Raw genomic sequence first — 25,426 nt, 5'->3', positions numbered from 1 at the left:
GACACGGGGGCCCCGGTCCCCACCGGGCATCCAACACAATCGTCCCCCGAAACCGCAAGGTCCGCCCGGTCACACCAGGCGGACCCGCGTCGAAGCCCCACCGACGGGGCTGCGTGTGAAGGCTCTGCCCCAGCCCAGGGCCGGTCTGCCCCAGCCCAGGGGTGGGTCCCAGCCCCGGGTCGGTCCTAGCCCAGGGTCTGGGCCGCCGTCGGCGAGGAGTCCTTCAGGAACTGGCTGCAGCGCTCGTACTCCTCCTGCTCGCCGATCGTCTGCGCGGCGCGGGCGAGGGCGTGCAGGGCACGCAGGAAGCCGCGGTTCGGCTCGTGATCCCAGGGCACCGGACCGTGGCCCTTCCAGCCGTTGCGGCGCAGCGCGTCCAGGCCGCGGTGGTAGCCGGTACGGGCATAGGCGTACGACTCGACGACGCCGCCCCGCTCGAACGCGTCGTCGGCGAGCTGCGCCCAGGCGAGCGAGGAGGTGGGGTACTTCGCGGCGACATCGGCGGGGGCCGTGCCGTTGGCGAGGAGCTCGCGCGGCTCCGGGTCGTCGGGGAGACGGGTCGGGGGCGGTCCCCCGAGAAGGTTCTCGTGAATCGTCATGGGTTCCAGTCTGCTGCATTCTCCGTGATCGGTAACCGTGGCCCATGGCGCCCGGGGAAGGATCCGTTCCGCGGCCGGACCGCGACCGGTGTCCGCCGATCGCGGTCACGCCGAACGGGGTGGCCGTCAGGCGCGACGGCACCGCCGCGATCACGAAGCCGGACCGGCGCCGGAGGACCTAACGCCCCGGGGATCCCGGCGAGCCCGGGGACTCCCGGGCGCCGAGGACGCCCCGGGAGCGCTCCGGCTCCAGCGGGGGCGCCGTCAGCGAGCCGTGCGTGTGGCACTCGGGGCGCAGGCAGCCGGGCGGCGGGCGGCGTACGGTCGTGAAGGCCAGCACCGCGCCGACGACCAGCACACCGGCGCACAGCGGCATCGCCCGGCGGAACGCGGCGTCGAAGGCGTCCGCCGAGCGGTACGCCTCCTCTCCCATCCCGGTGAGCAGCGGCAGCGCGGCCACGGCGAGGAGCCCGGCCACGCGGGCCGCCGCGTTGTTGATCCCGCTGGCCAGGCCCGCCCGCCCGACATCCACGGAGGCCAGGACGGTGGCGGTCAGGGGCGCGACCAGGGTCACCATGCCGAGGCCCATCACCAGCAGCGCGGGCAGTACGTCGGCCACGTACGAGGCGTCCTCGCCCACCCGCAGCATCAGCAGCATGCCCGCCGCGCACAGCAGCGGTCCGACGGTCAGCGGGATGCGCGGGCCGATGCGCTGGGAGATCTCGCCGGAGCGGGCGGAGAAGAGCAGCATCAAGGCCGTGGTCGGCAGCAGCGCCGTGCCGGCCTGGAGCGCGGAGTAGCCCGCCACGACCTGGAGCTGGAGCGCGGTCAGGAAGAAGAAGCCGCCGAAAGCCGCGTACACGCACAGGGTCACCAGGTTGACGGCCGTGAACTGACGCGAGGCGAAGATGTCCGGCGGCATCATCGGATCGGGCCGCCGCCGCTCGACGTACACGAAGGCCACCCCCGCCAGCACGCCCCCGACCGCCGCCACCCACACGAGCACGGAACCGCTCGTGGCCTCGATCAGGGCGTACGTCACCAGGGCGAGCGAGAGCGCGCCGAGGACGGCGCCGAGGACGTCGAAACCACGGTGCGACCCGGCTCCCCTGCTCCCGGCCTCCGCCGGGCGGGAGGTTCCGCCGGCCGACTCCGGAACGTGCAGCAGGGCGATCGGGGCGCAGACCAGCGCGACGGGGATGTTCAGCAGGAAGACCCAGCGCCAGCCGGGCCCGTCCACCAGCCAGCCGCCGAGGAACGGCCCGACGGCGGCCCCGACACCCCCGAAGCCCGACCACAGGCCGATGGCGCGGGCCCGGTCGTCCGGGTGGAAGGAGGCCTGGATGATCGCCAGCGAGCCGGGGGTGAGCAGCGCCCCGCCGACGCCCTGGAGGACGCGGGCCGCGATGAGCACGCCCACGTTCGGCGCGAGCCCGCACAGCAGCGAGGCGGCGGCGAACCACACCACGCCGATGACGAAGATCTTCCGGCGCCCGAAACGGTCCCCGAGCGAGCCGCCCAGCAGGATCAGCCCGGCCAGCGACAGCATGTAGCCGTTCACGGTCCACTGGAGGGCGGAGAGGCCGGCGTCCAGGTCACGGCCGATGGTCGGCAGCGCGACATTGACGACGGTCGAGTCCAGCAGGGCCATGCTGGAGCCGAGGACGGTGGTCAGCAGGATCCACTTCCCCGCCGGGGAGGCGATCCGTACCGCGGGTCCGCCGTCCGACAGGTCCGATGCGTCCCTCGCAGGCACAGCCATACCTCGGAGCATACGGAAGGGCCCGGCACCGTGGGAGGTGCCGGGCCCTTGCGCGGGGACGACTGCCGGAGGACCACCGATGGAGTGCCGGAGGCCTACCGGCGGGCCACCGGACGACTACTTGAGCCGGGTGCCCGTGGAACGCAGGGCGGCGCAGGCCTCGGTCACGCGCTGGGCCATGCCGGCCTCGGCGAGCTTGCCCCAGGTGCGCGGGTCGTACTTCGACTTGGTGCCGACCTCGCCGTCGACCTTCAGGACGCCGTCGTAGTTGCGGAACATGTGGTCCACGACCGGACGGGTGAAGGCGTACTGCGTGTCGGTGTCGAGGTTCATCTTCACGACGCCGTTCTCCAGCGCGGTGGCGATCTCCTCGGCGGTGGAGCCGGAGCCGCCGTGGAAGACGAAGTCGAACGGGCTCGCCTTGCCGTACTTGGCGGCGACACCCTCCTGGAGGTCCTTGAGGAGCTCGGGGCGCAGGACGACGTTGCCCGGCTTGTACACACCGTGCACGTTGCCGAACGACGCGGCGAGCAGGTAGCGGCCCTTGTCGCCCAGGCCGAGGGCCTCGGCGGTGCGCAGCGCGTCGTCGACGGTCGTGTACAGCTCGTCGTTGATCTCGTGGCTGACGCCGTCCTCCTCGCCACCCGTCGGGGTGATCTCCACCTCGAGGATGATCTTCGCGGCGACGGCCTTGGCGAGCAGCTCCTGGCCGATGGCCAGGTTGTCGGCGAGGGTCTCGGCGGAGCCGTCCCACATGTGGGACTGGAACAGCGGGTTCTCGCCCTTGGCGACGCGCGCGGCGGAGACGTCGATCAGCGGACGTACGTAGCCGTCCAGCTTGTCCTTGGGACAGTGGTCCGTGTGCAGCGCGACCGTGATGTCGTACTTCGCGGCGACGATGTGCGCGAACTCGGCGAGCGCGACGGCGCCCGTCACCATGTCCTTCTTGTGCTGACCGCCCAGGAACTCCGCACCACCGGTGGAGATCTGGATGATGCCGTCGCTCTCCGCCTCCGCGAAGCCGCGCAGCGCAGCGTGCAGGGTCTGGGACGAGGTCACGTTGATGGCCGGGTAGGCGAACTTGCCTGCCTTCGCCCGGTCGAGCATCTCGTTGTAGACCTCGGGGGTTGCGATGGGCATCTGTCCGCTCCTTGTATGTGCGGGTCTGCGTACTGCTGCTGCGGTACGACGGGACTGGTGCTTATGGCCCTGACCTAGGGGGGCGACGTCATCGTCGGCCCCATCTTTCCAGACATCGCCGGATGCTCCAGACCCCCATCCGACATGCGGGACCCTGCCGTCGGCGGGGCCCCGCGGGAGCTTCGTCAGTCGAGCCCCAACTCGCCCTTGGAGAAGGCGAAGAGGTACGGAACACCGGCGCCGGCCTCGATCTTCTCGGCGGCACCGGTCGCGCGGTCGACGATCGTGGCGACGCCGACGACCTCGGCCCCGGCCTCCCGGACGGCCTGGACGGCCTCCAGCGGGGAGCCGCCCGTGGTCGAGGTGTCCTCGACCACGAGGACACGCCGGCCCTTGATCTCGGGACCCTCGACACGGCGCTGCAGGCCGTGCGCCTTGGCCGCCTTGCGGACGACGAAGGCGTCGAGCCTGCGCCCGTTCGCGGCGGCGGCGTGCAGCATCGCCCCGGCGACCGGGTCGGCGCCCATGGTCAGTCCTCCGACCGCGTCGAAGTCCAGGCCGGCGGTGAGGTCGAGGAGGACCTGCCCGACGAGCGGGGCGGCCTCGCCGTCCAGCGTGATCCGGCGCAGGTCCACGTAGTAGTCGGCTTCAAGACCCGAGGAGAGGGTCACCTTGCCGTGCACGACGGCCTTGTCCTTGATCTGCTGCAGCAGCGCGCCGCGTACGTCACTCATGACGCCAGCTTAGAGCCGCCGCCAGCTCCAGGTCGTGACGGCTTCGAGGGGTTCGATGGGTGTGACCAGCCTGGGGTGGGTGTTGAGCCCGTTCGGCGGACCCGTCTGCGGTTCCACGCACACGGCGGCCTCCTGCTCGTCGTAGACGACGGCCCACTGCTCACGGCTCGCGACCTTCAGCTCCAGCCGCCCCGGCCAGGTGAGCGTGACGTCGACGCCCTCCGGCATGCCGAAGCAGTCGTCCCAGGGGCCGGGCTTCGGGTCGACGCGGCGGCCGGTGGGCAGGTGGTCGTCGCCCCGCTCCTCCTGCCAGGCGGGCCGGAAGTCGACGCGGACGTCCTCGCCGCCGTCTCCCAGGTTCCTGTTGAACCAGGGGTGCCAGCCGATCTGGGCCGGAAACGACTCCCCGTACGTCTCCACCGCCATGGTGATCGTCAGGGTGTCCTCGGTGAGGGTGAACGCCTGGGTGACACGGGCGGGGTGCGGCCAGGGCTCGACCAGGTCGTACGTGATCACGGCGTCGTCCGCGGCGACGCGGGCCGTCCTCCAGGCACCGTCGCGGGCGGTGCCGTGGATGGCGTGCGGCGGGGAGTTGAGCGGCATCTGCCGGACGGCGGCGCCGTCCAGGAACCTGCCGTCACGGATCCGTCCGCACCACGGGACCATCGGGAAGCACCCGAACTTCGCGCCCTGCCGCAGCAGTTCGACGCCACCGACCCGCAGACTGCCGATCCGGCCGCCGTTGCCCGGCGACACGGTCACCTCCGCGTCACCCGCGGTCAGCGTGATGTCTTCGTTACTCACGGGGTCGACCCTACTGGGGCGGGAGTGCCCTGTGGTTTCCCGCCCTCACCGCTCCCTCAACGGCGCTTGCGCAGCGCCCGGGTCACGACGATCGCCGAGGCGAGCGCCAGGGCCGCCGCGGGGGCCGCCCAGCGGAGGGTGTCGCGGGCGGCGGTGGCCTCCGGCGGCGGGACGGGGGCGTAGCGGCCACGCGGCGGAGCGTGGTCCACCTCCTCCGCGCTGCGGCCGATCATCGTCCGCCGCGCGTGCGCCGCCTCGGCCATGGCGTCCGCCCGCCCCGGTTCCCTGGCCTCGGCCTCCGCCTCCGCCACGAAGTCCTTCCCGCCGAACTCGTCGTCCTCGCCCGACGAATCGAACGGGGAGGACGTCACGTCCGCCTCGAACCCGGGAACCGCCTCGCCCTCGGCGTCGGTTTCGGGTCCGAGACCGGTCTCGGTTTCGGGACCGGCTTCGGGTCCGAGACCGGCTTCCGGCTCGGCTTCGACTTCCGGCTCGGCTTCGGCTTCAGGTGCAGGTGCAGGTTCGCGTTCTGATCCGGCCGCGGGCACGTTTCCGGCTGACGGACCGGTTTCGGATTCGGCCCGGTGGCCGGACTCGGCGGCTCCCTGTGCGGGCTCGGCTCCGGTTCCCGGCTCGGAGCCGGTCCGTGACGCGAGGTCCGTGCTCAGGGCTTCGCCGAAGCGGGTCAGCAGGCGCGCGCCCGTCGACGTCACCGCGTCGTGCGGGAGTTCCGCCAGGCGGCCGTCGCCGGAGGCCGTGCCGCCGAACGCGAGGGTGGTCCCGCCCTCGGCGGGGAGGAGCCGCAGGGTCAGCGCCAGTTTCACGGCACCGGCGCCGCGCACCTCCGTGGCGTCGCCCTCGACGGCGTACGAGCCGTCGGCCTGGGCGCTGACACGGAACGCGCCGCGATAGGTGATCGTGTGGCCGGCGACGCGGACCTTCAGCCGCCCGGCGACCCGCGCGACCCCCGCGTCCCGCCCGCGCCCGGCAGCCGCGGACCCGCCGGCGGCGTCCTGCCCGGACCCGGAGCCGGGCGGCGAGCCCCCGTCCGTCTCCGCCGCGCTGTCGGCGACGGCCGACGCGTCCTGCTGGAGACCGGGGACCGCGCGGGCGACCCGGACGGGATCGGCCAGCGCCTCTCGCAGCCGGCCGGCCGGAAACGGAACGAACACCTCATGCTCCATGTCAGCCGAGCCTACCCAGCACGAACCGGACCGCACCCGCGTATCACGGGATTCCCGGCCCTCCCCTCAGTCGGTGTACCGCGGATGCACCAGCGTGGAGGGCGGCAGCGAAGGGTCGAGGCGGCTGCGGGAGGCGGCGTGCGCGTCCGCCGTCAGGGCCGCCTGGGTGAGGGTGCGCAGCCGCGGACAGGAGGAGTCCAGCCGCAGGGGCGCGGGCGTGCGGGAGGCGAGGAGGAAACCCCAGTCGCCCACGGATCCCGCCGCGCCTCCCGGCCCCGTGACCCGACCGGCGTGGCGGCCGGGCCGGGCCGCGAAGCCGGAGTCCCGGCCGCCGACGCGGTAGGGCCTGGTGAACAGGCCTGCCGCACGGATCGTCGCGTCCACCGTCCAGAAGGCCCGGTGCCGGCCGGACAGCGGCCCCGCGTGGACCACGAGACGTCCGCCGGGGGCGAGCACGCGGCGCGCGAGGCCGTAGAACTCCTGCGAGTACAGCTTGGTGACGGCGGTGACGCACGGGTCGGGCAGGTCCGAGATGACGACGTCGTACGTCGACCGCGCGTGGCGCAGCCGGCTGAAGGCGTCCGCCGTCACCTCGTGGACCCGGGGGTCGTCGTACGCATGGCGGTTGAGGGCGGACAGCGCGGCGTCGTGGCGTGCGAGCCGGACCACGTCCGCGTCGGGTTCGACGATGTCGACGCGGCGCACACCGGGATGGCGCAGCACCTCGCGGGCGGCGAGGCCGTCACCGCCGCCGAGGATGAGCACGCGCGCGTGCGGTCCGTTCATCGCGGGGTGGACGAGCGCCTCGTGGTAGCGGCGTTCGTCGCGGCCGCTGAAGCGCAGCCGGCCGTCGAGGAAGAAGCGGAGCGGACGGCCGTGGGTGCCTCCGGTGAGGACGGCCTCCTGGACGCCGGTGCGGAGCGCGACGCGGGCGTCCGCCCCGTACAGGGCCTGCCGCGCGGCCCGTTCGAAGTCGCCGGCCAGCATCGCGGCGGAGGCGAGGAGGCCGAGCACGACGACGTTGGCGACGATCAGGGTCCAGCGTGCCCGGCGGGTCAGGTCGTTCCGGAACAGCCCGAGGACGAGGGCGCCGCCGGCGATCACGTTCACCGCTCCGGTCAGCAGCGCGCCCGTCAGCTGGCCGAGCTGGGGCAGCAGCAGGAACGGGAAGGCGAGGCCGCCGAAGAGGGCGCCCACGTAGTCCGCCGCGAACAGGTCCGCGACCGCGCCGCCGGGGTCCTGGCGGCGGATGCGTTGTATCAGCTCCATGAGCAGCGGGACCTCGGCGCCGATGAGCAGGCCGATGGTGAGCGAGAAGACCACCAGCAGACAGCGGGGCCCGTCCGCCCACAGGCCGCCCCATCCGCCCGTCCACGCGAACACCGCGTACAGGGCCATCGCACTGCATCCGCCGATGAGGGCGAGCACCGCCTCGATGGCGCCGAACCCGGCCGCGGCGCACGGGCGCAGCCGCTTCGCCGCGAGGGAACCGACGCCCATGGCGAACACCATGACGGACAGGACGACGGATGCCTGGGTGACCGAGTCACCGATCAAGTACGAGGCGAGGGCGACCAGTTCGAGCTCGTACACGAGTCCGCAGGCCGCGCAGACGAACACTCCCGCCAGGACGAGGAACCTGCCGATGCCCGGCCGGACGGGCAGCCGCGCCTGGCCCTGGACGCCCCAGGGCGGCGGCGCGCCGGGTGGGGCTGGCGCGTGCGGTTCGATCACGCCGTGAACGCTACGTCACGCCGCCACTACGTCACGTCACCCACACGTGTGGAAACCCTTGCTCTTCCTGGTGTACGGAGTTGACCTGGGCATCTTCCCGGCGCACCGCCCCCTAACCGCGGGTCGCCGCCGAGCCGCCCCTGCTCCCGAGCCGCGGCTCTGCGCCGAGCCCGCTCCCGCTCCCGGAGTCCGGGTCAGTGCCGGACACGCCCCCTACGCCTGCCCGCCCCGCGCTGCACCGCACCGCACTGTCCTGCCCTGCCCTGCACTGCCTCCGCGCCGGACGCCTTCACGTGTCCGTTCGCGCGCGCCGCGCCGTCAGACGCCGGACGCGCTGAGGGCTCCCGTCCGTACGCCGACTCGTGTACGCGTCGCCACCAACTGGCCGTCCTGCGGGTACGCGTGCCACGTACGCCAGTGGACCTGGCCCTCATGACGCTGGGCGAGCATCGCCGTGAACGCGTGCGGGCTACCGGGAAAGACGCCGGCCAGACCCTGGGGGTGGTCGGAGACGAGGGCCAGCAACTCCTGGGCGCGGCCCGCGAAGGAGCCGGGCGACATGACCTCGACACGGGCCGCGAACTCGTACTCCCAGTCGTCGAACCTCTTCGCGACGCCGAGCGGCAAGGGCGTGCTGCTGCCCGCGATACAGGCGACGGTCTCCGAACAACTGCCCCGCTTCTCCTCCAGAAGGACCTGGTGGGACGCGCCGAGAAGCCTCAACTGGAGTTTCGCCCCGGCGAGTTCGAGATCGAGGGTGGCAAGGGCCGGCAGCGGTTCGCGGCCCAGAGCCCAGGCGAGATCGGCCGCGCGCGTGTCGGTGTACGAGGTTTTCAGGGTCGTGAGCATGGGTCGGCTCCGCTAGCACGCAAAGGTGAGGTGGGATTCCTGCGCACCCGGTCAGCACCGGGGGAACGGCCCGGCCGGCCCGGCCGGAAGGACATCCGGCGGACGCGTCCGATACGACCATCCGATGGACTTCCGAGGCCTGTCGGCCCAGGGCTGCTTGGTGATGCACCAGGGCCGCTTTGGTGGTTTAGAGGGAATCATGAACTGTGGTGCCGCCACAGCGTTTTTACCCAACTTCGTGGGGTTTCCATCCCCCCGAGGGCTCCACAGCTCAACTGTTCAACCACGACGTGCGCCCGGCGCACGAACGCGCCCGTCGGCAGTCACCGGCCGACGGGCGTCTTCGTACTCGGTTGCGGTTCCGGCCAGGGGCTCGGCCGCCCCGTCAGCCGCCTCCGCCGCATCCGCCTCCGCCGCCGCACGAGGACCCGCCTCCGCAGGACGAGCCTCCGCACGACGAGCCGCCCCCGCAGGAGTGACCCCCTTGACCGCCCGAGGAATCGCCGGACGAACAGGAGTACGCGGCACCGCCCGCGCCGCCGGCCCACCAACTGCCGTCGCTGCCACCGGAGCCCCGGGAGGAGCGCCGTCCCCTCCTGACCCCGGCCGCACCCCTGGAAGGGCGCCCTCGACTCCTGCTCCCGCCGACGACCCCCATGATCACAACGAGCAGGACGACCGCCAGGATGATGCCGATGATCATGGCGTCACCCTCCTTTCGTTCCCCCGAAACAGCCCCCCGTGGGCCGTACTTCTCGGTTCCGGTCTTGCGTGACAGGGGGATGCCCCCACGCCCCGCGGCGCAAAGCAGAGTTGAGGAACTCCAGAGCATGTAAATGTGGGGATGCCCCTGACCTGCGCGTCGGGAGCACTCCCAGCCCTCGGGCATCAGACGGGCGGAGACCCGCAGCGCCGACGCCGGGTCGGCGTGCCGCTTCCGGGAGGTGGAACGGGAACCCAGTCGGTGCCGCGGTGCGCCAGCCACCACTGGCCGATGACGTGGAACTTCTCCTCGAAGTCGCGGTCCCGTTGGAGGAATCCGGTGAACGGCGCCCGGAGCCGGGTGCGGCGGCCGCCGGCCTCGTACAGCACGACGACCCGGCCGCCCATGACCTGCTCGACGCGGACACTCTGCACGGATGCCCACGGGATGGTGCGGCGGCGGAGGCCGTGCACCCGGGCGGCCGACGGGGTCAACGTGATCCCGAAGAACGAACTCGCCACCAACAGCATCAACACCAACACGGTCCACAGGGAATGGAACCGCGCGTCGAACGCCGGCCTGGGGACAGTACTGACCACCCGCAGGAAGGCGTCGAACCCCAGGGCCATGGTCAGGGGGAGCAATGGCAGCACACGCTGCCAGATGCCGGGCCGGAAACGGATCTCCTCCGGGGCCGGGGCCCCGCTCACCTGGGATTCCGTCATGTCCGTCCCGTCTCCCCCGGCCATACGCGGCCGGTCTGCGCATGATTGCCCGCGCAGCATGGCAGACGGCCACGGCATGGCCGGAGGCACCCCGGCATCCCGCCCCGAGCTCCCGCCCACCGCACGCGCGTGTTCACAGCCCTCCTGTCGACGGCGAGCACGGACACCAGTCCCTGCCGCCGACATCCGGCCTCGTGACTCAGGACGCGAAGTTGAGGAACTCCGGAGCTTGGGCGCAGGATGGCCGGCATGACCTCCAGCGCGCGCCCCTTTCTGAACCGCCGGCTCGCCGAGTTCGGGACGACGATCTTCGCCGAGATGTCCGCCCTGGCGATGAGCACCGGCTCGATCAACCTCGGACAGGGTTTCCCGGACACGGACGGCCCCGAGGAGATCCGGGAGGCGGCCGTCCGCGCGCTGCGGGACGGACGCGGCAACCAGTACCCGCCGGGTCCGGGCGTCCCCGAGCTGCGCACCGCGATCGCCTCGCACCAGAAGCGCCTCTACGGCCTGTCGTACGACCCCGACACCGAGGTCCTGGTGACGGCGGGCGCGACCGAGGCCATCGCCGCCGCGCTGCTCGCGCTCCTGGAGCCCGGCGACGAGGTGATCGCCCTGGAGCCGTACTACGACTCGTACGCGGCCTCGATCGCCATGGCGGGCGGGACGCGCGTGCCCGTGACACTGCGGCCCGACGAGGCCGACGGGGACGGCCACCGGCGTTTCCGGCTCGACCTCGACGAGCTGCGCGACGCGGTCACCGAGCGGACCCGGCTGCTGCTGGTCAACACCCCGCACAACCCGACCGGCACCGTCCTCACGCGCGCGGAGCTGACGGAGATCGCGCGGATCGCCGTCGAGCGGGATCTGCTCGTGGTGACGGACGAGGTCTACGAACACCTCGTCTTCGACGACGCCGAGCACGTACCACTGGCGACCCTGCCGGGCATGCGCGAGCGGACGGTCACCATCGGCAGCGCGGGCAAGACCTTCTCGTTCACCGGCTGGAAGGTGGGCTGGGTGACCGCGCCGCCGGCCCTGGTCAGCGCCGTACGGTCGGCGAAGCAGTTCCTGACGTACGTGGCGTCGGGGCCGTTCCAGTACGCCGTCGCCGAGGCGCTCGCGCTGCCGGACGCGTACTTCGAGGACTTCCGCGCGGACATGCTGCGCAAGCGGGACCTGCTGGCGGCCGGGCTCACGGAGGCGGGGTTCAAGGTCTTCCAGCCTGCGGGCACGTACTTCATCACCACCGACATCCGCCCGCTCGGCGAGACGGACGGCTTCGCCTTCTGCCGCGCCCTGCCCGAACGCGCCGGGGTCGTGGCCATCCCGAACGCCGTCTTCTACGACCACCGCGAGCAGGGCGCCCCCTTCGTACGGTTCGCGTTCTGCAAGCGGACGGGTGTGCTGGAGGAGGCGGCTTCCCGGCTCAGGACGCTGGCCGGATAACGCCCGCAGCAGCCCCCGGGAGCCTGACTCACACTGTGGCGCGTGGATGACGCACGGCCTACGGTGGCGCGATGGACGGACGGGCGCGACTGCTGACGCTGGGCTGCACGACCGGATGGGGCGACTGGATCCATGGGGAGCTCTGGCTGCTCCCGTCGTCCTTGGTCCGCCGACGGCTCGGGTTCACCGCCACCGTGGCGAACGGTAAGGGGCCCACGGTCGTCGTACCGTTGCCGGAGGCCGACGTGGCCCCGGGTGCCACCGAGCAGATCCTGGCGGAGCACCGGACCAACAAGGTGATCCCGTTGGCCGGCATCGCCTCCGCCCATCTCCGTCGCGGGATAACCGCCGACCGCCTCACCCTGCGCATGCAGGACGGATCGCAGCACAAACTCCTCTGGCTTCCGACAGACCCCGCGTACGCGGTGCTCGCTCAAGAACTCGCCCCCTGGCTCCGCTGACGCGCCGACGCGGGCCTCGCGGTCGCCCGGGTGCGGGGCGGGTCCGATATCGCCGACCTGAGGACGGTTCTGCGGCAACAGTGATCCATTTGCTGAGCGAGGCAGCCGAAGCTCCTTCAAAGCAGCTCGGGCCTTGGGCGGGCTGCCCCGAGGGGCACCCGCCCGTCAGGGCCAGGTCCGCTCGATACGGTCGTGTCGCACCGCGTATGCCGCCGGGCCGCCCTTCTCGACGGCCCGGTGATCGTGTCACGGCGTGCGACGAGCCGCTCGACCATCTCGCCGCTGCGAAGCTGCTGGTTGTCCAGATAGAACAGCACCGCCTCGCGCTCCAGGACGGGCCGGATTTCCAGGTCTCGGGTCTTGATCCGCCCGTCCTTCGACAACGGAACCCAGGACCGGTCGAGACCGTGAGTGATCCACTCCTCGTCGGGAACGTCCTGCCCGTCGTCCGGGAAGAAGTCCCCGATGCGGTGAACCGTCCACCCGGAGACTCTCAGCCCTTCCGCGACCCGGCGACCGAGATTCCGGTCGAGGAAGAACTCAGGCGGCAAGGTGCACCACGGCCCGGCAGAGTGCGTCCACCTGCTCAGGCGTCATGTCGTAGTCGTACGCGATGTCTTCGACGGCCTCCCCGGCCTCCCACAGGTCGGTGATGGCCTGCACCGTGACGCGGTTGGCGGCCACCACGGGAAGACCATGGCCGAACCTCGGGTCGATCACTACCGGGACAAAATCCGGATACTGCCTCAGTCGCAGGCTGGAGGGGAAGTCGTCGCCCGGTTCCCAGGTGAGGTACCGGAGATAGTCGGAGACCACTTCCTGGATGGGGACTTGGCCGTCGCGGGCTCTGCGGAGATCCCCCCAACCGTGCTCGATGAAGATGTCCACACCATCCGTGGCGATCCGCTTGGACACAAGGCCGTAGGGGGTGTCGAAGGCGTCCCGTACGGCGGCAGCCGCCTCCCTGATCTCACTCATGCGGAGCCCCAGGGAACGCAGGGAACGAAGAACGTGCGCCTCGGCCACCGCGATGAACGGCACCGAGGGCTGTCCCTTCCGCACCTGCTCGACCTGGTGGACCAGAGGCGCTCCGGCGGCCTTGGCTTTCAGCCACGAGGTGAGAGTCGACTGCGGAATCTCAAGGTAGGAGGCGGTCTCTGCGGGCGTCAGGAGTCCGTCCGTGAACCTGTCGACCATGCCCCACCTCCTCTTGGCCGCGGGTTTCGCATCGTGCCCCGTCAAGCCTCCCACCTTCGTGGACCGCACACCCGGTCATCGGCTCAGCCGGCCGCACGGAGTTGGTCCCGGGATCGGCAGTCCCGGCAACGGCCGGGTTCCGCCGTGCGGAATCCCCGGTCGCAGCCGTCGCAGTTCCGCATGGGCACGACCGCCGGACGTACGGGAGGTTCTGCGCTTCGGGCCGGTGCGGGGAGAGGAAGGGGAGTTTCCTTGAGCCGGTAGGCGAGGATGCCGGCCGGGCGCGTCAGGAAGTAGTCCGGGAGCCGTGCGGTGAGGTGATCCGTGATCTGCGTGGGCAGGAGACCTGCCGCGAGCCACCGGGTGACGGCCGGGGCGAGGCGGGCGGCTTCCTGCGCGGACAGGACAAGGCGGGCGTCGACTCGGCGCAGAGCGGCGAGTACGGCGACGGCCTGCGGGTCGGCGTCGGCCTGCGGGATCGGCGTCTCGGCCTTGGCCTGTACGGGCGGCTGCACGACCGCGGACGCGGGCGGGATCGCTGCCGCCTCAATGGCTGGCTGCTGCCGGGGCCGGGGCGGCTCGGGAGGCCCGTCCGGCCCCGGACTGCCGCAGGGGATGTCGTAGAAGTACGTCCGGGTACGGATCTGCCCGGTGGACAGGCGCTCGCGGCGGCGCTCCAGATACCCGGCCGTCTCCAGCTCCCTCAGTGCTCGCGAGATCAGGATCTCGCCCTCGCTGAAGTGCTCGCACAGGGCGGCGATGCTCACGGGGGAGCCGTCGGGCAGTGAGGAGATGTACGCCGCGACGCCGATCGTGACCGCGCTGCCGCGTCGCTGGGCGAGGGCGTTGGAGATCACCGTGAAGTCGGCCGTGAGGCGGGTGCGTACGTGAATCACGCCGGACGTCGGGGCTCCGGCGTCGGCGCGCAGGCGCGCGTTAGACTGCGGGTCAGCCATCGGGAAGGTGCTTTCTTCCTGGTTGGTCAGGCCCTCGTTCGGGATTGCAGTCCCGGCCGGGGGCCGTACTTTTTTCGGTTGTCGCGGCGAACGTAACGGTCCGCATCCCGCCCCTGCAAGCCGGTCACTCGGACGAGTGACGCGGGCTTCCCGGCGGGGAGGGTGGGCGGGTGGGTAGTTCTTTCCCCCGGTTCTTTCAGGAGGTCAGCGGCCCGCCGGACCCTCGCGGACAAGGGCCCGGTGAACCCGGAAGACGGACGGCGGCCAGGGCCCGGCCGCCTCAGGAACGGTGGCGGCCGGCCTTCAACTCGCCTGTGAAGCCGGCCCCTGAGCAACCCCGCAAAGATCCCAAAGCAGCCTCGCGGCAGATGCCTCCGGCCGGGCCGTGCAGTACTGTCGGCGCCCCGCGGCGGAGCCGCCTAGCATCGTCCGCATCCCGCACGCGGGCGGCGCGCCGGAGGCCGCGCGACGGAACCCGCACGGACGAGCAACGCTCGCGAATGCCCCGTGGGGAACGCACAGTTCGGGGTGTGACCCACCCGAGTACCCTCGCTCGCCCCGCTCTCAAGGAGCCCGGCGACCGTGCCGTCCGCCCGTCCCGCGCCGCACGCAGCCTGCCGACCGCCGCGATCACGGCGCTCGGGCTGTTCGCCGCCGCGCGCCTGGCCGGCCTTCTCGTGGTCGCCGGGACGGCCTGGGCCACCGGAAGACACCCGGTCGCCCTGCTCGCACGGTCCTGGGACTCGGCCTGGTATCTGGGGATCGCCGCGCACGGATACGGCAGGACGCTCCACTTCCGTCCCACGGTCGTGCACAGCGACCTCGCGTTCTTCCCGCTCTACCCCGCCCTCGTCCGGGCCGTCACCGCGCTCACACCGCTGACCGGGGGCTCGGCGGGGCTGCTGGTCTCCTGGGCCGCTGCGGCCGCCGCCGCGTGCGGGGTGTACGCGATCGGAGCCCGGCTGCACGGCCGGGCGGTCGGTACGGCGCTGGTGGTGCTGTGGGGTCTGCTGCCGCACTCGGTGGTGCTGTCGATGGCGTACACCGAGCCCGTACTGACCGCGTTCGCCGCCTGGTCGCTGTACGCGGTGCTCGACGGGCGCTGGCTGTGGGCCGGCTCGCTGGCCGCGCTCGCGGGGCTGGCCAGGCCGAACGGCTTCGCGGTGGCCGCGGCGGTCCTCGTGGCGGCGGCGCAGGAGATCTGGCGGAGCCGGGGAAAAGTTTCCCACAGGGTGTGGACGGGCGCCGCGCTCGCGCCGGCCGGCTGGACCGGCTACGTGCTGTGGGTGGGGCACCGCGAGGGCGACTGGCTCGGCGGCTACTTCCAGGTGCAGCGGCTGTGGGGCTCGTGCTTCGACCTCGGCGAGGGCTCGCTCCGTTTCGCCAAGCACCTGCTGCTCCACGGGGACCGGTTCGTGTTCCCCATGACGATGGTGATCGTCGCCGCGGCCGTGCTCCTGTACACGCTGCTGATCGCGGACCGGGCGCCCCTGCCGCTGCTCGTCCACAGCGGCATCCTGCTGCTCATCGCCGTGGGCGGCTCGGGATTCTTCGAGTCGAAGCCGCGGTTCCTGATCCCGGCGTTCCCGCTGCTGCTGCCGCTGGCCCGCGCCCTGGTGCGAACGGCGAGAGCCCGGCCCTGGCACGCGACCCTGGTGGTCGGCGCCCTGGCCGGGCTCTCGTTCGCCTACGGCGCGTATCTGGTCGTCATCGCGCACACCCCGCTCTAGGACCTGTCCCGGAGGGGACCTGTCCCAGGGGCCGGTGCGCGCGGGAGGAGCGCCGCTGCGAGGACGGGCCTACTCGTCTTCGGCTTCGCCGTCGTCCTCGGGCTTCTCCGTCTCGTTGATCTCCTGCTCCAGGCCGAGCTGCTCGACGAGCCATTTGTCGAACTCGATGGCGGCGCGCACCCAGCTGACCGTGGAGGACACGAAGTGCTCCAGGCTGACGCCGGTGCCGATCAGCATCTGCGCCTCGCCGATCAGGCGGACGGTGCCGTCGTCGTGGGTGTGGCTGTAGACCTTGGGCCACAGCGTGCGACGGTTCCAGTCGTCGATCGACTCGAGGAGCGCGGGCTTCTCCTCGAGCTGGTGCGGCCGGTCGTAGAACGTCCGCACCGAGAAGACCTGCTGGTCCCCCTCGCCGCGGAACATGAAGTACGTACGGAACTCCTCCCACGGCGCCGCGAGGTCACCCTCGTCGTCGACGACGTACTTCAGCTCCATCTGCTCCAGGAGCTGCTTCACGAGGTCCTGATCCGGGACCACGGGGCCGGCGGGGCCGCCGGGCTGCGGCTCGGGCTGGCCCCCGAAATTCGGAATCGAGGACGGGTCGATGCTCACCGTGTATTTCCCTTCGTACGGATGCTGCCATCCTCTCTCATGCGGGGCGGGGAGTGGCAACCTCTGACGGGCCCTGTCCGCCGGGGGCTGACAAGATCCGGTCATGTACGGGCCTCGGACCGGCAAAGGAAGAGGGCCCACGGCACGTGTGCCGCAGGCCCTCCCTGCCGGGTTCCGGAGCTGGCTACAGCGTCTTGCCCGTGGCCGGTCCCACGATCAGGCCGTCGCCGAAGGCGTCCACGCGGACCGTGTCACCGTCCGTGACCTCGCCCGCCAGGATCTCCTTGGCCAGCCGGTCGCCAATGGCGGTCTGGACGAGGCGCCGCAGCGGGCGCGCTCCGTACGCCGGGTCGTTGCCCTCCTCGGCGAGCCAGGCCAGCGCCGCGTCGGTGACCTCCAGGGTGAGCCGGCGCTCGGCGAGCCGCTTGGCCAGGCGGTCGATCTGGAGCCGGGCGATGCGCTCCAGCTCCCGCTGGTCGAGTGCGGAGAAGACGACGAGGTCGTCCAGCCGGTTCAGGAACTCCGGCTTGAAGGAGGCGCGGACGACGTCCAGAACCTGCCCCTTCCTGTCCTCCTCGGAGGACAGCGGATCGGCGAGGCTCTGCCCGCCCAGGAACTGGCTGCCCAGGTTCGAGGTGAGGATCAGGATGGTGTTGCGGAAGTCGACCGTCCTCCCCTGACCGTCCGTAAGCCGCCCGTCGTCCAGCACCTGGAGCAGGATGTCGAAGACCTCGGGGTGCGCCTTCTCCACCTCGTCGAGCAGGATCACGCTGTACGGGCGGCGGCGCACGGCCTCGGTGAGCTGACCGCCCTCCTCGTAGCCGATGTACCCGGGCGGCGCTCCGACCAGCCGGGCCACGCTGTGCTTCTCGCCGTACTCCGACATGTCGATGCGGATCATCGCCCGCTCGTCGTCGAAGAGGAAGTCGGCGAGGGCCTTGGCGAGCTCGGTCTTGCCGACGCCGGTCGGGCCGAGGAAGAGGAAGGAGCCGGTGGGCCGGTCCGGGTCCGCGATCCCGGCGCGGGTACGGCGCACGGCGTCGGACACCGCCCCCACGGCCTCGGTCTGGCCGATCAGACGGCGGCCCAGCTCCTCCTCCATGCGCAGCAGCTTCTGCGTCTCGCCCTCCAGGAGGCGGCCGGCGGGGATGCCGGTCCAGGCGCCGACGACGTCGGCGATGTCGTCCGGTCCGACCTCGTCCTTCACCATGGTGTCCTTGGCGACCTCCTCCTCGGCCTGCGAGGCTTCCTCCAAGTCCCTCTCCAGGGTGGGGATCTCGCCGTAGAGCAGCTTGGAGGCGGTGTCGAAGTCGCCGTCCCGCTGCGCGCGTTCGGCCTGGCCGCGCAGCTCGTCGAGCTTCTCCTTCAGCTCACCGACACGGTTGAGGGACTGCTTCTCCTTCTCCCAGCGGGCGTTGAGACCGCGCAGCTCCTCCTCCTTGTCGGCGAGGTCACGGCGCAGCTTGTCCAGGCGCTCCCTGCTGGCGGCGTCCGTCTCCTTGCCGATCGCGAGCTCCTCCATCTTCAGCCGGTCGACGACCCGCTGGAGCTCGTCGATCTCGACCGGGGAGGAGTCGATCTCCATGCGCAGCCGTGAGGCCGCCTCGTCGACGAGGTCGATGGCCTTGTCGGGAAGGAAGCGGGAGGTGATGTAGCGGTCGGACAGGGTGGCCGCGGCGACCAGCGCGCTGTCGGCGATCTGGACCTTGTGGTGGGCCTCGTAGCGTCCCTTGAGTCCGCGCAGGATGGCGATGGTGTCCTCGACCGTCGGCTCGGCGACCAGCACCTGCTGGAAGCGCCGCTCCAGCGCCGGGTCCTTCTCGATCCGCTCGCGGTACTCGTCGAGAGTGGTGGCGCCGACCATGCGCAGCTCACCGCGGGCGAGCATGGGCTTGAGCATGTTGCCGGCGTCCATCGCGGAGTCACCGCCCGCGCCGGCGCCCACGACGGTGTGCAGCTCGTCGATGAAGGTGATGACCTGCCCGTCGGAGTCCTTGATCTCCGCGAGCACGGTCTTCAGGCGCTCCTCGAACTCGCCCCGGTACTTCGCGCCGGCCACCATCGCGCCCAGGTCGAGCGAGACGAGCCGCTTGTTCTTCAGGGACTCGGGGACGTCGCCCTTCACGATCCGCTGGGCGAGCCCCTCGACGACGGCGGTCTTGCCGACGCCGGGCTCGCCGATGAGGACGGGGTTGTTCTTCGTACGGCGGGACAGGACCTGCACCACCCGGCGGATCTCGTGGTCCCGGCCGATGACGGGGTCGAGCCTGCCCTCACGCGCCGCGGCGGTGAAGTCCGTGCCGAACTTTTCGAGCGCCTTGTACTGGCCCTCGGGATCCGCGGTCGTCACCCGGCGCCCTCCCCGTGTCCTCTGGAACGCGTCCAGCAGCTTCTTCGCACTGGCGCCCTGCTGGGAGAGTACGTCGGCGACCACTCCGCCCTTCGCGGCGATGCCGATGAGCAGGTGCTCGGTGGAGATGAACTCGTCGCCCAGCTCCTTGGCGCGCTCGGCGGCGTCCGCGATGACCGAGAGCGCCTCACGGTTCGGCTGCGGGGGCGCGACGGTGGAGCCGGTCACGCTGGGCAGACCGGTGAGCACGCGCTCGGCGCCGGAGCGGACCGCGGCCTGATCGGCGTCCACGGCCGCCAGCAGATCGATGATGTTCTCGTTGTCCTGCCCCTCGAGCAGAGCGAGCAGCAGGTGGGCGGGGGTGAGGTCCGGGTGCCCCTCCCGCACGGCCCGGTTACTGGCCGCGTTGATCGCGTCCCGGCTCCTGTTGGTCAGCTCGGCGTCCACGTTCGCGTTCTCCTCCTCCTGGCGTCCTGACGGTTCCCTGACTCATCCAGCGTACACAAAGTTGAGTCTATTCCACTCAAGGCTGCAAGGACCGGAAAAGAGACGCCCACCAGGCGTAGATTCAGGCCTCATGGCTTCCTATCCGGTGGACCCGCGGCAGCCCGACGCCACCTACCTGAGCTTCTGGCGCGAGCGCCACCTGTGCACGCTCACCACCCTCCGGCCCGACGGCAGCCCGCACGTGGTGCCCGTCGGCGTTACATACGACCCCGAGGCCGGTCTCGCTCGGGTCATCACGAACAAGTCGAGCAGGAAGGTGGCCCACGTTCTGGCGGCCGGGCCGGACGGGGCGCGGGTGGCGGTCTGCCAGGTGGACGGCGCGCGCTGGGCGACGCTGGAGGGGCGGGCGCAGGTCACCACGGACCCGGCGCGTGTCGCGGAGGCGGTTCGGTGCTACGCGGAGCGCTACGAGCGCATGCCGGCGCCGAACCCGTCCCGGGTGGCGATCGAGATCGAGCTCACGGCGGCGATGGGCCGCGGATGAGACCACCGGCAGGCATCCCGCGGCCGCTGCCGTCTCCGGCCAGGACGGGCCGAAACCCGGAGATTTCCCCGGAAACTGCAGCGGCGTCACCGTGTTCAGGTCACGGTGACGCCGCTGCGGGGGGAAGTACCTGCGCGATCTACTACGACGGGGGAATCGCGTCAGGCACTGCGGGGGGTGGCTGCGATGGTCTCGATGTCCGGGACGTCCGGCCCGGTGAGCTGGTGGTCACGCTGATCGAGGTTGACGAAGATCATTCCATACCGGATGGCGCACCGGACGGGCTGCGGCGCCCCCCGAGGCCGCCGCAGACACCGGTAGGCCCGTACGTCCTCGTCGTCGTCGCGGGTGACGACGACGGGCTCTCCGAAGACGGTCACCATCAGCGAGTCCCCGCTGTACGGGATGGCGGTGACCAGGTCGATGAAGTGCCAGCCGGACCGGTAGGCGGTGGCCATCTCTCGGCGGAAGGAGCGGTCGTCGGGCGGAATGCTCATGCTTCTGCGCTCGCGGAGATGACCGTCCAGCCGCTGTCACCCAGCACCGAGGCCTCGGCAACGTTCCAGCCGCTGTCCGCCGGGGTCGCCTTCACACTGGTCCAGCCGCTGTCGCCCGGGAGCGCCCCGGCCTCGATGACGGTCCAGCCGCTGTCCCCGGGGACCGCCTCGGCGGAGGTCCAGCCGCTGTCCGGCGGAGTCGCCTGCACACTGGCCCAACCGCTGTCCGGGCCGGCCCCGGTCCGGGCACCCCCGGCATCAAGACCCGAGGCTCCCAGGGAGCCGGACGCCACAGCGACAGAGAAGACTGCGGCAAGCACTGAACCAAGCAATCTCGCTCGCATAGTCGGCTTCGTCCTCACTTGATGGAATCTTCTCCCCCGTCGTCACAAGACGATGGCTCATTCAGGCACGTCAATGCCACAGCAGCGATGCATCATGTTCCTGCACGTTCAGGACCCTGGGGGGTGGAGATTTGCCCACAAACAACTCACAACCGACACATCCCCACGCTGTCACCACGTTGTGTGACGAAGGAACACGCCTTTACGCCAGTGCGTTGCACTCCGGCCGCATCACCCGGGTCGAAGTGGAAACGGCCCCCTGCCTCTTGGAGTTCGCGCTGCTTCATCCCGACCCCGACGACGAGAAGTGGCTGCGTCCCGTCCCGCCGTCGGTCGCACTCGCCCAGCGCCTGCAGCCCCTGGAACGGGAGATCCAGGAACGCCGGCGGCTGGCCATCGAACTGACCGACTCCTTCGATCCGTTCATCGCGATCAGCACACAGAGCACCGCGAGTATCCACGCGATCACCGTCCTGGAGGGATTCGACCGGATCAACGCGGCGCTCAATTCGGCCACCGCCGAGTGCCAGACGGAGATGCTGACGATCCAGCCGGGCGGCGGCCGGCCCGCCGACGCCCTGATGCAGGCCCTGGAGCGCGACAGGCCGCTCACCGACCGGGGCGTGCGCATCCGCACGCTGTACCAGCACACCGCGCGGCACAGCCAGGGGACGCTCGCCTACGTGGAGCGCATATCCGGCGGCCGGATCCAGGTGCGTACGCTCGAGGAACTCATCGAGCGGCTGATCATCTTCGACCGGACCGTCGCCTTCATCCCGGCCAGCGACGACCGGCGGGTCGCCCTCGAACTCCGCCACCCCGGACTCGTGCTGTACCTGAGCAAGGTCTTCGAGCAGCTCTGGCAGCGGGCGGTCCCGCTCACCGAGGACGTCCCGAACGATGTCGGCCCCAACGGCATCACCGGCGTCCAGCGCTCCATCGCCAAACTGCTCATCGAGGGGCACGTGGACGAGGCCATCGCCCGCCGCCTGGGCATGAACGTCCGTACCTGCCGCGCCCACATCGCCAAGCTGGCCTCCGCCCTCGGCAGCGGGAGCCGGGCCCAACTCGGCTTCCTGATAGCGCAGTCGGGACTCCTGGACCAGCCCGAGGGAGGGGAGTGACCCCGCTGACGCCAGATCGCCCTGCGCGCCCGGCCTGGCTCCGGATGCCTCGCCCGGACCCGTTCTCAGCGGCCGGCCGGGGATCCGCGGTCGGGGACGGCGGGCGCTCCCGACGCGGCCTCCGCGACGGGGACCGGCTCGAATCCGGGGGAACGCTGCGGCCCGTCGAGACCCGCCTGGGCGATCCGCACGCCCAGCTGCGTCCGGCTCGCCGCGCCCAGGGTCTCCGAGAGCCGGGCGATGTGCGCCCGGCAGGTCCGCACGCTGATGCCCAGCCGCTCCGCGACGACCGCGTCCTGATGCCCCTCGGCCAGCAGCGCCGCGATGGACCGCTCGCGGTGGGTGATGCCCTCGATGCCCGTCGAGGGCATGGGTGAGGTCAGCGGGATCCCGAGGCGCCACAGCCGTTCGAAGACCGTCACCAGGTAGTCCACCAGCGCGGGGTGGCGCAGCTCCAGCGCGATCGTGCGGTCCGAGTTGGCGGGGATGAAGGCGACCGTGCGGTCGAACAGGATGAGCCGCTCCACGACCTCGTCGAGGGTACGGGCCTCGGCGGCCTCGCCCATCAACTCCATGTAGTTCAGGAGGCCTTGGCCGTGCCGGGCCACGTGGGTGTACAGATCACGCATCCGCACCCCGCGCCGGCGCATCTCCAGCGCCCGGTGCAGCCCCTCGACGAGTTCGTCCTCGCGCCGGATGCCGCCCGGCTGCACCGTCAGGACCTCACGGGTGCACTCCTCGGTCGCCTTGTCCATGGCGGCGTGGATGCGCGGCAGCCCGTCCAGGACCCGGATCGCCACCCCTTCGGCCGGCGCCCGCACCCGGCCGCCGAGGCCCGCGTACCACTCGAAGGCCGACACCGCGTCGCCCACCCGCGCCTGGCTCGCGCTGACTTCCTCGTACACGCCCCGCAGGAGCCGGGTCATGACCTCCTGGGGCGAGGTCGGCACCAGCCAGTCCATGTCGTCCGGATCGGGGTGCAGCAGCGCCAGTTCCAGCAGGCAGGGCACCGCCCCGGCGTCCTCGCGGGGCACCCGGCCCCGGCGCACGGCCCGGGAGTACACCCGGTCGCCCGCATCGCACAGCCGGTCAGCGCCGTGCGGATGCCTGTCCGTCCCGTGCCCGGCCATCTCCCACCCCTGGCTCCAGCTCCAACCCCTGGCGTGAGCCCCGCGTCAGGGCGTCCTCCGCAGCGCAACTATGCGCGGACGCGACCGGCATCGCAACAAGGCTGTGCGGCCGGAGAGCGTCCGTTCGCCCCTGCTCGTCCCCATAGATCCTGACCTCCGCCGCGCCCCTTGCAACAAGCTGAAGGGCCGCCGCCCGATCCCCCGGACACGCCCCGGCACACGCCCCGAGACGCTCCGCCCGAATCCCCAACTCCGTTCTCCTCCGGGGGACTTGCGACGAGCGCACCCGCCCCGGCCGCAGCCGCCGACGGCGCTCGGCCTCAAGGAACCGGAGGCTGCGCGGGACCGGGCACCGCGACGAAAGTCCACCGACCCCGCGGACCGCTCGAACGGCACCCGCGGCAAGCACGGGGCGGTGGGCGCGGGCGGCAGGCACGGGGCGATCATGCCGAGAGGGGGCGTGCGGCCCCAGAGGGCGCCGTGGGGGCCGGGGCGCGCCGGGGCGGCGGTGCGGGGCTCCGGAAGCGGCGGGAGGCCGTACAGCGCCCTCCTGGGAGGCCTTCCGGGCCGGGGCGGTACAGGAACGGCCCCGCTCGCGGGTGCGCGCCGTCGGCGCGCACCCGCGAGCGGGGCCGGAACCGTGCTCGCCGGCCCGTCTCGGTGCCGAGACGGCCGGGCGGAGCGGCCTACTTGATGCCGAGCGAGCTGCAGAGCGCCTTGTAGGGCGTCGTGCAGATCTTGTCGACGGCGTAGATGCCGTCCTGGACGACCGTGTTCTCGATGTTCTCCTTGGTGAGGGCCACCACGGGCACGAGCTGGGACGGGACGTCCTTGTTGGTGGGGCTGCTGACCTTGTCGCGGGTGAGCGCGTCGAACTCGATCGTCCGTCCCTGGACCCGGGCGACGGCCATCTCGGCGGCGGCGTTGGCCTCCTGCGGGTACGACTTGTACACGCTCATGTACTGGTCGCCCTTGATGATCCGCTGCACGGCGACGAGCTCGGAGTCCTGGCCGGTGACCGGCGGCACCTTGCTGACACCCGCGGACTTGAAGACGTCGATGACCGCGCCCGCGATGCCGTCGTTGGCGGCGTAGACACCGGCGATGTTGCTCAGACCCACGGCCTGGATGGACTTCTCCATGTTGGCCTTGGCGTTGACCGGGTTCCAGTCCTTGGTGTCGTACTCGCTGGCGACGATCACCTTGTCCTTGAGCTCGGACTCGGCGCCCTTCTTGAACTGCGCGGCGTTCGGGTCGGTCACCGAGCCGTTCATCATGATGATCTTCTTCGACGCGGTGTTGGAGCCCAGCGCGGCCACCAGGGCCTTGCCCTGGGTCTCGCCGACCAGCTCGTTGTCGAAGGAGATGTACGCGTCGATCGGACCCTGTGCCAGGCGGTCGTAGGCGATGACCGGGATCCCGGCCTCCTTGGCCTTGCGCACGCCCTTGGCGATCGTCACCGAGTCCACGGCGTCCACGAGGATGACGTCGACCTTGTCGTCGATCATCTGCTGCATCTGGCGGAGCTGCTTGGCGGCGTCCTGCTCCGCGTTCAGGTAGAGGACGTCACCCTTCTTCTCGGTGAGCTTCTGAACCTGCTCCCGGATGATCGGGTAGTCGAACTTCTCGTAACGGGTGTTCTCCTTCTCCGGAAGGAGCAGACCGACCGTGATGTCGTCGCCCTTCGTGGCGCTGGCCGAGCTGCCACTCCCACCGAAGTCGACCACGCCGCATCCGGCGAGGGTGAGGGCCGTGGCGGATGACGCCACGGCTATGACGGTACGGCGGAGGCCGGTGTTACGAGTCTTCACATCAGGTGCCTTCCGGGCGAGGTTGCAGCATTGCGACCCAGGTGGCTGAAAGCCAACGCGGCGATCACCTCAGCGTCAAGGAGTAACCACTTAACGAGATGGCAACGGCGTTTCGTGTTCCACAAGTGAACGCGACGGGAAAAGACTACGCCCATCCATCGACCGATCCCCTCAGCTTCACCTTCTGGCATTCACAAGGACATCCGACGTCCGTTCACAGGAGTCGCGATCGCGGACGGTTTTTAACCGCCGTTGACGATCGGTCAGGCCCGAAGGAACACATGGACAAGGGCACTCCCACGCGAGGCGCCCCCACCTCGGCTCCCGCGCCCACCCCCGCGAGCGGGCCACTCGGCGCGGCCGGCTCGGGCGCCCTCATAGTGACCAAGCGCACACCGTCGCGTCATTGGCGGCATTTCACCGCGAACACCTCTTATCGTCGCCCGCTCGCGCCCGTCGAAAGGGACTGTCTGAACCCCCGCCTTCGGGCTTATGCGGACGACATACGCAAAACAGACCTCGGGGAAATGTTTCAGCCAC

General features: G+C 71.2%; 23 protein-coding genes. 5 read left to right on the top strand and 18 right to left on the bottom strand.

Translation table 11 applies throughout. From position 1 onward, the window contains the following. Window positions 1-185 precede the first annotated feature (185 nt). The 9 genes from OG485_RS23515 to OG485_RS23475 all read right to left on the bottom strand — a co-directional run bounded on the left by OG485_RS23515 (window position 186) and on the right by OG485_RS23475 (window position 10,234). Window positions 186-599, bottom strand: a complete 414-nt coding sequence (locus OG485_RS23515) for a DUF3151 domain-containing protein (protein WP_328670557.1) — start codon at window positions 597-599, stop codon at window positions 186-188. Window positions 600-777: 178 nt separating this feature from the next. Next, a complete protein-coding gene (locus OG485_RS23510) occupies window positions 778-2,361 on the bottom strand; it encodes an MFS transporter (RefSeq protein ID WP_328670556.1) in 1,584 nt (527 codons plus the stop codon). A 117-nt stretch (window positions 2,362-2,478) separates the two neighbouring features. Then, on the bottom strand, window positions 2,479-3,501 hold the full coding sequence (fbaA, locus tag OG485_RS23505; protein WP_328670555.1) for a class II fructose-bisphosphate aldolase: 1,023 nt from the start codon (window positions 3,499-3,501) through the stop codon (window positions 2,479-2,481). A 185-nt stretch (window positions 3,502-3,686) separates the two neighbouring features. Continuing rightward, entirely contained in the window at window positions 3,687-4,235 is a 549-nt protein-coding gene (gene pyrE, locus OG485_RS23500; RefSeq protein ID WP_328670554.1) for an orotate phosphoribosyltransferase, read from the bottom strand. 9 nt (window positions 4,236-4,244) lie between these two features. Beyond that, window positions 4,245-5,039: an aldose epimerase family protein gene (locus OG485_RS23495; RefSeq protein ID WP_328670553.1), complete on the bottom strand. Its 795-nt coding sequence runs from the start codon at window positions 5,037-5,039 to the stop codon at window positions 4,245-4,247. Window positions 5,040-5,095: 56 nt separating this feature from the next. Beyond that, window positions 5,096-6,223, bottom strand: a complete 1,128-nt coding sequence (locus OG485_RS23490; protein WP_328670552.1) for a carbon monoxide dehydrogenase — start codon at window positions 6,221-6,223, stop codon at window positions 5,096-5,098. Between the two features lie 66 nt (window positions 6,224-6,289). Then, window positions 6,290-7,957: a polyamine aminopropyltransferase gene (locus OG485_RS23485; RefSeq protein ID WP_328670551.1), complete on the bottom strand. Its 1,668-nt coding sequence runs from the start codon at window positions 7,955-7,957 to the stop codon at window positions 6,290-6,292. Between the two features lie 318 nt (window positions 7,958-8,275). After that, window positions 8,276-8,806 (bottom strand): DUF2617 family protein, encoded by a 531-nt coding sequence (locus OG485_RS23480; RefSeq protein ID WP_328670550.1) that lies wholly within the window; start codon window positions 8,804-8,806, stop codon window positions 8,276-8,278. An 888-nt stretch (window positions 8,807-9,694) separates the two neighbouring features. Further along, the gene (locus OG485_RS23475) at window positions 9,695-10,234 is read right to left on the bottom strand and encodes a hypothetical protein (RefSeq protein WP_328670549.1); all 540 of its coding nucleotides are present in this window, start codon (window positions 10,232-10,234) and stop codon (window positions 9,695-9,697) included. Window positions 10,235-10,474: 240 nt separating this feature from the next. Here OG485_RS23475 and OG485_RS23470 point away from each other — a divergent pair, with 240 nt between their 5' ends. Next, complete coding sequence (locus OG485_RS23470) at window positions 10,475-11,683, top strand: pyridoxal phosphate-dependent aminotransferase (protein WP_328670548.1); 1,209 nt, start codon at window positions 10,475-10,477, stop codon at window positions 11,681-11,683. A 71-nt stretch (window positions 11,684-11,754) separates the two neighbouring features. Further along, the gene (locus OG485_RS23465; RefSeq protein WP_328670547.1) at window positions 11,755-12,144 is read left to right on the top strand and encodes a hypothetical protein; all 390 of its coding nucleotides are present in this window, start codon (window positions 11,755-11,757) and stop codon (window positions 12,142-12,144) included. 116 nt (window positions 12,145-12,260) lie between these two features. Here the strand turns inward: OG485_RS23465 and OG485_RS23460 are convergent, their stop codons facing one another. The 3 genes from OG485_RS23460 to OG485_RS23450 form a co-directional block, all read right to left on the bottom strand. Then, on the bottom strand, window positions 12,261-12,695 hold the full coding sequence (locus OG485_RS23460; protein WP_328670546.1) for a toxin-antitoxin system, toxin component, PIN family protein: 435 nt from the start codon (window positions 12,693-12,695) through the stop codon (window positions 12,261-12,263). After that, window positions 12,685-13,341: a DUF433 domain-containing protein gene (locus OG485_RS23455; RefSeq protein ID WP_328670545.1), complete on the bottom strand. Its 657-nt coding sequence runs from the start codon at window positions 13,339-13,341 to the stop codon at window positions 12,685-12,687. The genes OG485_RS23460 and OG485_RS23455 overlap by 11 nt, the downstream gene beginning before the upstream one ends. An 83-nt stretch (window positions 13,342-13,424) precedes the next feature. Continuing rightward, a complete protein-coding gene (locus OG485_RS23450) occupies window positions 13,425-14,297 on the bottom strand; it encodes a hypothetical protein (protein WP_328670544.1) in 873 nt (290 codons plus the stop codon). 530 nt (window positions 14,298-14,827) lie between these two features. On the opposite strand from OG485_RS23450, the gene OG485_RS23445 reads away from it, so the two are divergent. Further along, window positions 14,828-16,027 (top strand): hypothetical protein, encoded by a 1,200-nt coding sequence (locus tag OG485_RS23445; protein WP_328670543.1) that lies wholly within the window; start codon window positions 14,828-14,830, stop codon window positions 16,025-16,027. A gap of 69 nt (window positions 16,028-16,096) precedes the next feature. On the opposite strand, the gene OG485_RS23440 is transcribed toward OG485_RS23445, so the two are convergent. Beyond that, window positions 16,097-16,639: a YbjN domain-containing protein gene (locus OG485_RS23440; protein ID WP_328670542.1), complete on the bottom strand. Its 543-nt coding sequence runs from the start codon at window positions 16,637-16,639 to the stop codon at window positions 16,097-16,099. A gap of 184 nt (window positions 16,640-16,823) precedes the next feature. Then, window positions 16,824-19,436 (bottom strand): ATP-dependent chaperone ClpB, encoded by a 2,613-nt coding sequence (gene clpB, locus OG485_RS23435; RefSeq protein ID WP_328670541.1) that lies wholly within the window; start codon window positions 19,434-19,436, stop codon window positions 16,824-16,826. A 130-nt stretch (window positions 19,437-19,566) separates the two neighbouring features. Here clpB and OG485_RS23430 point away from each other — a divergent pair, with 130 nt between their 5' ends. Then, entirely contained in the window at window positions 19,567-19,980 is a 414-nt protein-coding gene (locus OG485_RS23430; RefSeq protein ID WP_328670540.1) for a pyridoxamine 5'-phosphate oxidase family protein, read from the top strand. A 161-nt stretch (window positions 19,981-20,141) separates the two neighbouring features. On the opposite strand, the gene OG485_RS23425 is transcribed toward OG485_RS23430, so the two are convergent. Further along, window positions 20,142-20,477 (bottom strand): hypothetical protein, encoded by a 336-nt coding sequence (locus OG485_RS23425; RefSeq protein WP_326786561.1) that lies wholly within the window; start codon window positions 20,475-20,477, stop codon window positions 20,142-20,144. Beyond that, complete coding sequence (locus tag OG485_RS23420) at window positions 20,474-20,686, bottom strand: hypothetical protein (RefSeq protein WP_328670539.1); 213 nt, start codon at window positions 20,684-20,686, stop codon at window positions 20,474-20,476. Before OG485_RS23420 ends, OG485_RS23425 begins: the two co-directional genes overlap by 4 nt. Window positions 20,687-20,952: 266 nt before the next feature. Here OG485_RS23420 and OG485_RS23415 point away from each other — a divergent pair, with 266 nt between their 5' ends. Beyond that, entirely contained in the window at window positions 20,953-21,945 is a 993-nt protein-coding gene (locus OG485_RS23415) for a helix-turn-helix transcriptional regulator (RefSeq protein WP_328670538.1), read from the top strand. Between the two features lie 65 nt (window positions 21,946-22,010). Here the strand turns inward: OG485_RS23415 and OG485_RS23410 are convergent, their stop codons facing one another. Both OG485_RS23410 and OG485_RS23405 read right to left on the bottom strand, forming a co-directional pair. Further along, on the bottom strand, window positions 22,011-23,075 hold the full coding sequence (locus OG485_RS23410; RefSeq protein ID WP_328670537.1) for a helix-turn-helix transcriptional regulator: 1,065 nt from the start codon (window positions 23,073-23,075) through the stop codon (window positions 22,011-22,013). Window positions 23,076-23,761: 686 nt separating this feature from the next. Further along, a complete protein-coding gene (locus tag OG485_RS23405; RefSeq protein WP_328670536.1) occupies window positions 23,762-24,844 on the bottom strand; it encodes a sugar ABC transporter substrate-binding protein in 1,083 nt (360 codons plus the stop codon). Window positions 24,845-25,426 lie beyond the last annotated feature (582 nt).

Source organism: Streptomyces sp. NBC_00328, assembly GCF_036139655.1.
In the GTDB taxonomy this organism is placed as follows: domain Bacteria; phylum Actinomycetota; class Actinomycetes; order Streptomycetales; family Streptomycetaceae; genus Streptomyces.
Note: the sequence above shows the minus strand (reverse complement) of the source record. Positions and strands in the feature narration are given on the sequence as shown.

What these genes read in the sequence shown, in the direction of transcription:
- OG485_RS23515 (WP_328670557.1), bottom strand. Translation starts at nt 599, where the DNA reads ATGACGATTCACGAGAACCTTCTCGGGGGACCGCCCCCGACCCGTCTC.
- OG485_RS23510 (WP_328670556.1), bottom strand. Translation starts at nt 2,361, where the DNA reads ATGGCTGTGCCTGCGAGGGACGCATCGGACCTGTCGGACGGCGGACCC.
- fbaA (WP_328670555.1), bottom strand. Translation starts at nt 3,501, where the DNA reads ATGCCCATCGCAACCCCCGAGGTCTACAACGAGATGCTCGACCGGGCG.
- pyrE (WP_328670554.1), bottom strand. Translation starts at nt 4,235, where the DNA reads ATGAGTGACGTACGCGGCGCGCTGCTGCAGCAGATCAAGGACAAGGCC.
- OG485_RS23490 (WP_328670552.1), bottom strand. Translation starts at nt 6,223, where the DNA reads ATGGAGCATGAGGTGTTCGTTCCGTTTCCGGCCGGCCGGCTGCGAGAG.
- OG485_RS23480 (WP_328670550.1), bottom strand. Translation starts at nt 8,806, where the DNA reads ATGCTCACGACCCTGAAAACCTCGTACACCGACACGCGCGCGGCCGAT.
- OG485_RS23475 (WP_328670549.1), bottom strand. Translation starts at nt 10,234, where the DNA reads ATGACGGAATCCCAGGTGAGCGGGGCCCCGGCCCCGGAGGAGATCCGT.
- OG485_RS23470 (WP_328670548.1), top strand. Translation starts at nt 10,475, where the DNA reads ATGGCCGGCATGACCTCCAGCGCGCGCCCCTTTCTGAACCGCCGGCTC.
- OG485_RS23465 (WP_328670547.1), top strand. Translation starts at nt 11,755, where the DNA reads ATGGACGGACGGGCGCGACTGCTGACGCTGGGCTGCACGACCGGATGG.
- OG485_RS23455 (WP_328670545.1), bottom strand. Translation starts at nt 13,341, where the DNA reads ATGGTCGACAGGTTCACGGACGGACTCCTGACGCCCGCAGAGACCGCC.
- OG485_RS23450 (WP_328670544.1), bottom strand. Translation starts at nt 14,297, where the DNA reads ATGGCTGACCCGCAGTCTAACGCGCGCCTGCGCGCCGACGCCGGAGCC.
- OG485_RS23430 (WP_328670540.1), top strand. Translation starts at nt 19,567, where the DNA reads ATGGCTTCCTATCCGGTGGACCCGCGGCAGCCCGACGCCACCTACCTG.
- OG485_RS23425 (WP_326786561.1), bottom strand. Translation starts at nt 20,477, where the DNA reads ATGAGCATTCCGCCCGACGACCGCTCCTTCCGCCGAGAGATGGCCACC.
- OG485_RS23410 (WP_328670537.1), bottom strand. Translation starts at nt 23,075, where the DNA reads ATGGCCGGGCACGGGACGGACAGGCATCCGCACGGCGCTGACCGGCTG.